Source organism: Streptomyces sp. NPDC127117, assembly GCF_042677325.1.
Taxonomy (GTDB): domain Bacteria; phylum Actinomycetota; class Actinomycetes; order Streptomycetales; family Streptomycetaceae; genus Streptomyces.
In genome coordinates this window covers 21,056-30,850 of the sequence record NZ_JBHXTM010000077.1, presented here as the reverse complement: position 1 = coordinate 30,850, position 9,795 = coordinate 21,056, and the positions used below count along the sequence as shown (strand labels likewise).

Below are 9,795 nucleotides of genomic sequence, written 5' to 3'. Positions count from 1 at the left end.
CAGTTCTTCGCTTTCGCGTTTCCCTTTCCGGCGAGTCCGACTCTATCAGATCCTTTCGGGCCTGATTCCCAGTCAGCGGGGTTTGTCTTCCCGGCTGTTGGGCCGTTCCGACGTCCGAACTCTAGCGGATTTTCCCGGCGACTCATAATCGAGTCCTCGAAATCAATTTCGGCATGCCGAAATTGTCCCGAGTGGGAGATCGTGCTGAGTTTGGTTGCCGCATTCGCGGCGGGATCGATTGTCGCAGAACCGTTCCGGCCCCGTGACAACTCGAAGAACCTTACGGATCGACGAGGGGTGTGTCAACCCCGCCAGGTCAAGCCCTTTTCCCACGTGTCGGACACGGGTTCAGTCCAGGTCGGTGAGGCGGCCGCCGGCGTCCGGCTGGGCGTGCTCCACGCGGCGCAGCAGGCGGATCAGCATGTCGCCGAGGCTGCCGCGCTCATCGCCCGTGAGGTCCTGGAGCAGGTCCTCCTCGAAGTCGGTGGCCATCCGCATCGCCTCCAGCCACTTCGTACGGCCCTCGTCGGTCAGCTCGACGATCACGCGCACCCGGTTGTTCTCGTCCCGGTCGCGGGTGACCAGGCCCTCGGCCGCCATGCGATCGATTCGGTGGGTCATCGCCGCCGGGGTGAGACCCAGGCGCTTGGCCAGCTCTCCCGGGCCCAGGCGGTACGGGGAGCCGGCCAGGACCAGGGTCTTGAGGACCTCCCACTCGGCGTTGCTGATGCCGAGGGCGGCGAGCTGGCGTCCGTACGCCACGTTCATCCGACGGTTCAGTCGGCCCAGGGCCGAGACGACCTGCTCGACCTGCGGGTCCAGGTCGCGGAACTCGCGCTGGTAGGCGGCGATCTGCTCGTCGAGGCTCGGCTCCTGCGGTCCGGGCTGCTCGGTGGTGTCAGGCATGGCGGGCAGTATGGCACGCCCTCCAAAGCCGTCGAAGTCCTTCGAGTTGTATTATTGAGGTTCTAACTTTAGTGCTAAAGTCTTCGGGTTCGAGTCGTTCGGATGGCTCGGCATGTCGCTTCGAGACCTTGAGGTAGGTGAGTGTGACCAGGGAGATGGGTGCAGCACTGCGGCGGATCCAGCTGGGGAGCGCGCTGAGCGCGTTCGGGCTGGGGTTCACCGTTCCGTATCTGTACGTCTATGTGGCACAGGTACGTGATCTTGGTGCTGGCACCGCAGGCGTCGTACTGGCGGTCTTCGCCATGGCGGCGCTGGCCGTTCTGCCGTTCACCGGCCGTGCGATCGACCGGCGCGGGCCACTGCCCGTGCTCGTCGCCGCCTCGGTGATCGCCACCCTGGGCGCGATCGCCCTCGGTCTTTCGTCGGGCGTGACCGCGTCCGTGCTGTCGGCCGCGGTGCTCGGCGCGGGTACGGCGGTCATGCAGCCGGCGCTCGCGACGATGCTCGTGTGGTGCTCCAGCACCGCCACCCGTACCCGTGCCTTCGCCATGCAGTTCTTCCTGCAGAACCTCGGGCTCGGCATCGGCGGGCTGGTCGGCGGGCAGATCGTCGACACGGACCGGCCGGAGACCTTCACCCTGCTGTTCCTCATCGAGGCCGCGATGTTCGTCGTGCTCGGTGTCATCGCCTGCACGGTGCGGCTGTCGCGTACGCCCGCCATCGCGGACGCCAGGCCGACCGACGGGTCCAAGGCACCCGGCGGGATGCGGGCGCTGCTCTCGCACCGGGCCATGGTGCAGCTGTGCGTGCTGGGCTTCGTGCTGTTCTTCGCCTGCTACGGACAGTTCGAGTCCGGGCTCGCGGCCTACGGCACCGAGGCCGCCGGGATGCAGCCCTCGACGCTGGGGATCGCGCTGGCCGCCAACACCGCCGTCATCGTCGTCGCGCAGTTCGTCGTGCTGCGGCTCGTCGAGCGCCGCAGGCGCAGCCGGGTCATCGCCTCGGTGGGTCTGATCTGGGCGTTCGCCTGGATCGTGGCCGGTTACGCGGGACTCGGGCACGGCAGCCAGACCATGGCGACGGCCGCGATGATCTCCACGTACGCGCTGTTCGGGCTCGGTGAGTCGATGCTCTCGCCGACCGTGGCCCCGCTGGTGGCCGATCTGGCGCCGGAGTCGATGGTCGGGCAGTACAACTCGGCGTTCGCCCTGTGCAAGCAGCTCGCGCTGGCGGTCGGTCCGGCCGTGGGCGGGCCGATGGGGGCGACGCTGCACGGGCCGTACATCGTGACGTTCGTGCTGTTCTCGCTGGGCATCACGGTGCTGGCGCTGCGGCTCGGCCGGCGGCTCACCCCCGTACAGGACCAGCCCTCGCTGGAGACGGTGCCTTCCAGGGTGGTGGCCGTGTCACTGCCGGATGCCGAGTCCGGCGCCGCTCCCGCCGCCTCCGTCACCGCCGCCGCTCGCTGAGCGTCCGGGCCCTGTCACCGGCAGGGCCCTCTCAGTGCGGCAGGGCGAATTCGCACCAGACCGCCTTGCCGCCGCCCGGTGTGCGCCGGCTGCCCCAGGACGAGGCGATCGTCGCGACGATGGAGATGCCGCGGCCCGCTTCGTCCGCCGGGTCGGCCCTGCGGCGGCGCGGCAGGTGGTCGTCGCCGTCGGTGACCTCGATGATCAGGCGCCGGTCGGTGCGCCGCAGCCCCAGCCGCATCGGCGGGGTGCCGTGCTTGAGGGAGTTCGCGACGAGCTCGCCGGCGGCCAGTACGCCCAGGTCGCAGAGCTCGACCGGGAACCGCCACGAGGTGAGGACCCCGGTCGCGAAGGCGCGGGCGCGCGGTGCCGCCTCGATGCCGCCGAGCAGATCGAGCGAGGCGTTGTGGAACAGCTCCGCGCTCGCCCCGGTGCGGGCCGGGTGCTGGACCACCAGCACCGCCACGTCGTCGTCGTGTTCCGCGGTGACGCCGAGGGAGCGGATCAGCCGGTCGCAGACCACCTGCGGTGAACCCTTGGCCCCGGAGAGGGCGCGTTCCAGCGCGGCGACACCCTCGTCGATGTCCTCGCTCCGGCGTTCCACCAGGCCGTCCGTATAGAGGACGGCGGTGGAGCCGGGCGGCAGCGCGATCGTGCCCGAGGTGTGGATCCAGCCGCCGGTGCCGAGCGGCGGGCCCGTCGGGTCCTCGGCGCGGTGGACCGTGCCGTCCTCGTGGCACACCAGGATCGGGAGGTGGCCCGCGGAGGAGTAGACGAGCCGGCCCTCGTTGGGGTCGTGGACCGCGTAGGCGCAGGTGGCGATCTGGCTGGCGTCGATCTCGGCGGCGAGGCCGTCCAGCAGCTGGAGCACCTCGTGCGGCGGGAGGTCGAGACGGGCGTAGGCGCGGACGGCGGTGCGGAGCTGGCCCATGACTGCGGCGGCCCGTACCCCGCGCCCCATCACGTCCCCGATGACCAGGGCGGTGCGGCCCGCGCCGAGGGTGATGACGTCGTACCAGTCGCCGCCGACCGCGGCGTCCGTGCCGCCGGGTTGGTAGGTGGCGGCGATCCGTAGGTCGTCGGGCTGCTCCAGCTCCTGCGGGAGCAGGGAACGCTGGAGGGTGACGGCCGTTTCTCGGTGGCGGCGCTCGCTGGCGCGGAGCCGTTCGGCGGCTTCCGCGTGATCGGTGACATCGGCGGCGTACACGAGCACGCCGCTCTCGCCTCCTCTGCCCCTGCTGTTCCTGGAGCCCCTGCCACCCTTGGTGTTCCTGTTGCTCTTGTTGTTCTTGTTCGGCGGGTTGCCGTCGTCGGCTTCGCTCTCGTCGTCGCTGTCCCGGTGCACCGGAGTGCAGGTCACGGTGTACGAATTCCCGCTGCGGGCCTTGCGGGACTTGACCGTGCGCGGGGTGCCGCTGCGCAGGACCTGGTCCATGAGGGGCAGCAGGCTCAGCTCGTCGAGCTCGGGCATGGCCTCGGCGGCGGTGGCACCGGCCGGGCGGGGGCCGAAGGCGGCGGCGTAGGCGTCGTTCACGTACGCGATCCGGTGGTCGGGGCCGTACACCAGGGCCACCAGGGCGGGCAGCTGGCCGAGGATGTCCCGGGCGGAGAGGTCCTCCAGCGCGGGGCCGTCCGGCCGGGGCGCCGCGTCGCGCGAGTCGTCCAGCGGATCGTGATCCGTACCGCCCCGCGGGTCGCCGCCCGGGTCGCCGTCCGGCGGGCGGGGACCGGTCTCCGGCTGTGCGTACTCGGCGCGGGCCGAGGGCACGGAACTGCGGTCGTCCCGTGCGGCGGCGCGGCGCTGCGTTCCAGGTAGGCGGGCGCTCCAGCGCGTGAAGTTCACGGAATTTCTGGCCTCGTGTATCGGTATGGTCCGCTCTCGCGGGCTGCTCACTGTCGGTCACTGCCGGCCGGGTCACTCTGTGCAGATGTGGGCCCACCTATGGTCACACGTCCAGTGTGGCGGACCGTACGGACAGTTGTCGGTACGGTCCCGCCGCCGGGCGGGTGCACGGGCGGGTCGACGGTCCGTCAGGCGCCGTTCCCGGTCGGGCCGTCGGGCCCGGAGCCGGTATCCGGCCCCGGCGAGTTGCCGGGTCGCGGCGGGGTGTCCCGGCCCGGCGGGCCGTTCGGTCCGGGGTGTCCGCCGCCCGCGGCGAGCTCGAACTCGGCGCGCGGGTGTTCCAGCGAACCGAGGGAGACGATCTCGCGCTTGAAGAGCCCGGCGAGGGTCCATTCGGCAAGGACTCGGGCCTTCCGGTTGAACGTCGGGACACGGCTGAGGTGGTACGTACGGTGCATCAGCCAGGCCGGACGGCCCTTGAGCTTACGGCCGTAGACATGGGCGACGCCCTTGTGGAGGCCGAGCGAGGCGACGGAGCCCGCGTAGCTGTGCCGGTACTCCTTCAGGGGCTCTCCGGCGATCGACGCGAGGATGTTCTCGGCGAGGACCTTGGCCTGGCGCACCGCGTGCTGGGCGTTGGGCGCGGTCTTCGTGCCGGCTTGCGATGCGGTCAGGTCGGGCACGGCCGCGGCGTCCCCGGCGGCCCAGGCGTGCTCGACGCCCTCGACGGCGAGTTCCGCCGTGCACCTGAGCCTGCCGCGTTCGTCGATCGGCAGATCGGTCGCGGCGAGGACCGGCGCGGGTTTGACGCCCGCGGTCCACACGAGGGTGCGGGTCGGGAACCTGGAACCGTCGCTCAGGACGGCGATCCGGCCCTCGCAGGACTCCAGCCGGGTGTCGAGGCGTACGTCGATGTTGCGGCCGCGCAGCTCACGGATCGCGTACGTGCCCATCGCCTCGCCGACCTCGGGGAGGATGCGGCCGGAGGCCTCGACGAGGATCCATTTCAGGTCCTCGGCCTTGATGTTGTGGTAGTACCGCGAGGTGTAGCGGGCCATGTCCTCCAGCTCGGCGAGGGCCTCGACGCCGGCGTATCCACCGCCGACGACGACGAAGGTGAGCGCGGCGTCGCGGATGGCGGGGTCGCGGGTGGCGGAGGCGATGTCCATCTGCTCGATGACGTGGTTGCGCAGGCCGATGGCCTCCTCGACGGTCTTGAAGCCGATGCCGTGGTCGGCGAGGCCGGGGACCGGGAGGGTGCGCGAGACGGAGCCGGGGGCGAGGACGAGTTCGTCGTACGGGATCTCGACCGCGCCGGTGCCGTCCTCCCCGGTGGCGAGGGTGGTGACGGTGGCCGTGCGCTTGGCGTGGTCGACGGACTGCGCCTCGCCGATCACGATCCTGCAGTGCGCGAGGACGCGGCGGAGCGGCACGACGACATGGCGCGGTGAGATCGAACCCGCGGCTGCTTCGGGCAGGAAGGGCTGATACGTCATATAAGGCTCGGGGGTGACGACCACGATCTCGGCCTCACCGCTTCTGAGTCTCTGCTTCAGCTTCCGCTGGAGACGCAGCGCTGTGTACATCCCGACGTAGCCGCCACCGATGACGAGAATGCGCACACCTGGTGGGGGGCCGGGGGGTGTTCCCCCGGAATCTGAAGCCATCACCACCCCATGACGCAACGTGCTCAAGGGTTTGTCCACAGGCTCGACAAATTGTGTGACCGGAGGTTCTCGACGGGCGGTGGCCGCGGGGCTCGGCGGTGATACGCAAGCGGCGCAGGTCAGGGGTTGAGGCGGAGGTTCTGGGCTGAGGCCGAATCAGTGACCAACCGGTCCTTGTGCCGATCGGGGGGCGCTCCGTGCGGAACTACCCCCTTCTGAATTGAGCCGGGCTCAACTATGTTCGTATGTCGTCGGGGTGTCGGATGGGGACGATGATCCACTCCCCGGCTCAAACGGCGGGAAGTCTCCGGGGGGAGACGTCATAACCGGGGGAACAGTTATGCACATTCAGGATTCTTGGCAGGCTGCCGCTGCGGTTCCGTCCCATTCGTCCGATGGAACAGGACGAAACGGAACGGTGGTGAACGGAGCGGTGGGAACGGTCGGGACGGTGGCGACGGGTTCGGTCGGCACGGTCGGGACCGGCGCAGCCAACGGAACGGCTGGCGGGGCTGCCGGGGCGAACGGCCGCTCGGCTCCGCTTCGCGTGGATGCTCAGCGCAATCTGGAACATGTCCTGCGGGCCGCACGCGAGGTGTTCGGCGAGCTGGGGTACGGGGCTCCGATGGAGGACGTGGCGCGTCGCGCCAGGGTCGGGGTCGGCACGGTGTACCGGCGCTTCCCGAGCAAGGACGTGCTGGTCCGGCGGATAGCCGAGGAAGAGACCTCCAGGCTCACGGACCAGGCCCGCACCGCGCTCGGCCAGGAGGACGAGCCGTGGTCGGCGCTGTCGCGCTTCCTGCGTACGTCCGTGGCCTCGGGCGCGGGGCGGCTGCTGCCGCCGCAGGTGCTGCGGGTCGGCGTCGATGTCGATTCCGACAGCTCCGACAGCTCCGACGGCAATGACCTGACGGTGGCCGGGGAGTCGGCGGCCGCATCGGGCTCGGCGTCGGGCGGCGATCGGGACGAGGCACGGGTGCCTCAGCAGCGACAGGGCGCGGGTCAGGCCGGTCTCCGGTCGGCCGACGGGCGTTCCGCGGCGGAGACCGGCGTCGAGGACGACGACACGGGAGCCGGCGAGCTGCTGGAGGTGGTCGGCCGCCTGGTGGACCGGGCACGGGCAGCCGGTGAACTGCGCCGTGACGTGACGGTCGCGGATGTACTGCTGGTGATAGCGACGGCGGCGCCCTCGCTGCCCGACCCGGCGCAGCAGGCCGCCGCTTCGAGCAGGCTCCTGGACATCCTGCTGGAGGGACTGCGCTCCCGGCCGGCCGCCTGAGCGGAGTGGTGCGCGGGCTTGAGTACCCGGGCTTGAGTACCCGGGGCATGGGTCTGCGAGTGCGCGGGCTTGTGAGTGCGCGGGCCCGGCCTGTGGGTGAACGGGCCCGTGGGTGCGTCGCCCGTGGGTGCGCGGGCCCGTGAGCGAACGGGCTCGTGGCTGCGTCGGCCTGAAGGTGCGCGGGTGCAGTGGTACGTGTGTGCTGCTGCGCCCGGCGGGCCGATCGTCGGGGCATTCGGGTGGTGGGTAGTGGGTGGTCAGGGGGCCTTGGAGGCGGGCGACACGAATGGTTGATGTGGCCCGTTTTGATGGGTTCTCGGCCGATGGTCCGTCATCGCCCGAACCAGGTCGCACCGACGCCCGCGCCCGCTCCTCGCGCTGCCGGAACACACGTCCTCTTCCCACCACAGCCCGCCCCGGCGGGCCCGGCGCTCCCGAATCGCGGGCCGAGGCGCCAACTCATACGCGCAGAGAGTGATCTCCCAGCTTTCCCCGAATGAATGGCTGTTAGTGCTCACATTCGGAAAAACGCCCCGGATGAGTGGTTGCGGGGGCTGAGGGGCCGACGTGATTGCGCCATGTGGCACTCTTGCCCGATGTTCGGGTCCGACAGCGCATACGGGGGCTACCGCGATGAGCGGTGACGGGCAGCAGGAAGAGTCGTTCGACGACGTCTCCGCCGTGGGCGGTGTCACGGAGCCCGGCGGGCGGTCCGCCCGGCAGGTTCCGAGTCAGGCCGGACCCGGGCGGTCGAGCGGTGACGGCGAGGGCGGCACGGTCCTGCCGGGTCCGTGGCCGGCGCCGGCCGATCCCGGCCCCGAGGCCGATGTCGCGGTGCCCATGCAGCGGGAGGGCGGCAGCACCGGCCTCACCGACGCCTTTGGCACCGCACCCTCCGACGCCGATCTGATCCGGCAGATGCGGGACGGCGACGACCTCGCGTACGAGGAACTCTTCCGGCGCCACTCCGACGCCGTGCGACGCTACGCGCGGAGCTGCTGCCGGGACGCCCACACCGCCGATGATCTGACGGCCGAGGTCTTCGCCCGTACGCTGCAGGCGGTACGGCGGGGCAAGGGGCCCGAGGAGGCCGTACGGGCCTATCTCATGACGGCCGTCCGCCATGTCGGCGCCGCCTGGACCAAGACCGCGAAGCGGGAGCATCTGGTCGACGACTTCGCGGTGTTCGCCGCGCAGGCGTCCCAGGTCTCCCAGGTGTCGGACGCGGACACGCTCGATCTGGGCGCCGATGTGCTGGCGATGCACGAGGCCGAGCAGTCGATGGCCATGCAGGCGTTCCGCAGCCTGCCGGAGCGCTGGCAGGCGGTGCTGTGGCACACCACCGTCGAGGAGGAGTCGCCCAGCCAGATCGCCCCGCTCTTCGGGCTGACCGCCAATGCCACGGCGGTGCTGGCCAGCCGGGCCCGCGAGGGCCTCAAGCAGGCCTACTTGCAGGCGCATGTGAGCCAGGCCCTGACCGCGGGCGGCGACTGCGCGCGCTACGCCGACCGGCTGGGCGCGTACGCCCGTGGCGGGCTCCGTATGCGGGCCGAGCGCGGCCTGCGCGGACACCTGGAGGAGTGCTCGAAGTGCCGGCTCGCCGCGGGCGAACTGGCCCATGTCAACGCCGGGATCCCCGCGCTGCTGCCGGTCGCGGTCATCGGCTGGTTCGCCGCCGGGTACACGCTCAAGGCCGCCGGGATCGTCGCCGGTGGTGCGGCGGGCGCCGCGGGTGCGGGTGCCGCCGCGGCGGCCACCGGGGGAAGCTCCAGCGGGGGTGCGGCCGGTGGTGCCGCGGCCTCGGAGGGGCTCGGTGCCCCGGCGAAGGCCGGCATCGCGGCGGCGGTCGCGGTGGCCGCCGCGGCCGGGCTGGTCTGGGCGCTGGTCGGCGACGACCAGCCGAAGCCCGAGGCCAGGCCCGCGACGAAGCCGGCCGTCGTGGCTCCTGCGGCGCCGACCCCGCCGCCCGCGCCCAAGCCGAAGCCGGCGCCGCCGAAGCCCGCTCCCCCGGCCCCACCCGCTCCCCCGGCGCCGACCCCACCGCCCAGGCCGACGCCGACGCCGCCCCCGAAGCCCACTCCCAAGCCCAAGCCCCCCGCGCCGAAGCCGAAGCCGACGCCCACCCGGACGCCGCCCCCGACTCCGACACCCCCGCTTCCGACGCCTCCGCCGCCGCCTCCCGCGCCGAGCGTCTATCAGGTCAGCGAGCTGAGTTACTCGATCCTGGGCGACCACACCGAACCGGAAGTGGTGATGGGTGAGAGCAGCTGGGTCTGGCAGCGTTCCAACGTGTCGATCGCCGGCACGGCCTACGCGCACGGGGTGACCGTCAACAGCAATTCCTCGGTCACCATCCAGCTGAACAGGCAGTGCACGCGGTACGAGGCGATGGTCGGCATCGACGACATGACGATGGGCCTCGGCTCGGTGCGCTTCTCCGTCTTCAACGGCGACGGGACGCGGCTCTGGCGGTCCCCGGTGATGAACGGCGACGACCCGGCCGTCCCGGTGAGCGTCGGTATCTCCGGCCAGGAGAGCATCCGGCTGGTCGTCGAGCCCGCCCATCCCGGTGGCTTCATGGCCCTCGCCGACTGGGCGAATTCGAGGATCAGCTGCCGGTGAGCCCGCCGA

Annotated in this window: 6 protein-coding genes; 3 read left to right on the top strand and 3 right to left on the bottom strand. The window is 71.3% G+C overall.

Translation table 11 applies throughout. The features are described 5' to 3' along the window. Positions 1-348 precede the first annotated feature (348 nt). Positions 349-906 carry a MarR family winged helix-turn-helix transcriptional regulator gene (locus tag ACFVH0_RS37265; protein WP_385827676.1) on the bottom strand — a complete coding sequence of 186 codons (558 nt, stop codon included), beginning with the start codon at positions 904-906 and terminating at the stop codon, positions 349-351. Positions 907-1,061: 155 nt separating this feature from the next. Here ACFVH0_RS37265 and ACFVH0_RS37260 point away from each other — a divergent pair, with 155 nt between their 5' ends. Continuing rightward, the gene (locus tag ACFVH0_RS37260; RefSeq protein WP_385827681.1) at positions 1,062-2,375 is read left to right on the top strand and encodes an MFS transporter; all 1,314 of its coding nucleotides are present in this window, start codon (positions 1,062-1,064) and stop codon (positions 2,373-2,375) included. A gap of 31 nt (positions 2,376-2,406) precedes the next feature. Here the strand turns inward: ACFVH0_RS37260 and ACFVH0_RS37255 are convergent, their stop codons facing one another. Further along, positions 2,407-4,218, bottom strand: a complete 1,812-nt coding sequence (locus ACFVH0_RS37255; protein WP_385827674.1) for a SpoIIE family protein phosphatase — start codon at positions 4,216-4,218, stop codon at positions 2,407-2,409. Between the two features lie 188 nt (positions 4,219-4,406). Next, on the bottom strand, positions 4,407-5,885 hold the full coding sequence (locus ACFVH0_RS37250) for an NAD(P)/FAD-dependent oxidoreductase (protein ID WP_385827672.1): 1,479 nt from the start codon (positions 5,883-5,885) through the stop codon (positions 4,407-4,409). Positions 5,886-6,225: 340 nt separating this feature from the next. On the opposite strand from ACFVH0_RS37250, the gene ACFVH0_RS37245 reads away from it, so the two are divergent. Both ACFVH0_RS37245 and ACFVH0_RS37240 read left to right on the top strand, forming a co-directional pair. Further along, positions 6,226-7,164: a TetR/AcrR family transcriptional regulator gene (locus ACFVH0_RS37245; RefSeq protein WP_385827670.1), complete on the top strand. Its 939-nt coding sequence runs from the start codon at positions 6,226-6,228 to the stop codon at positions 7,162-7,164. 633 nt (positions 7,165-7,797) lie between these two features. Next, positions 7,798-9,786 (top strand): sigma-70 family RNA polymerase sigma factor, encoded by a 1,989-nt coding sequence (locus tag ACFVH0_RS37240; protein WP_385827668.1) that lies wholly within the window; start codon positions 7,798-7,800, stop codon positions 9,784-9,786. Positions 9,787-9,795 lie beyond the last annotated feature (9 nt).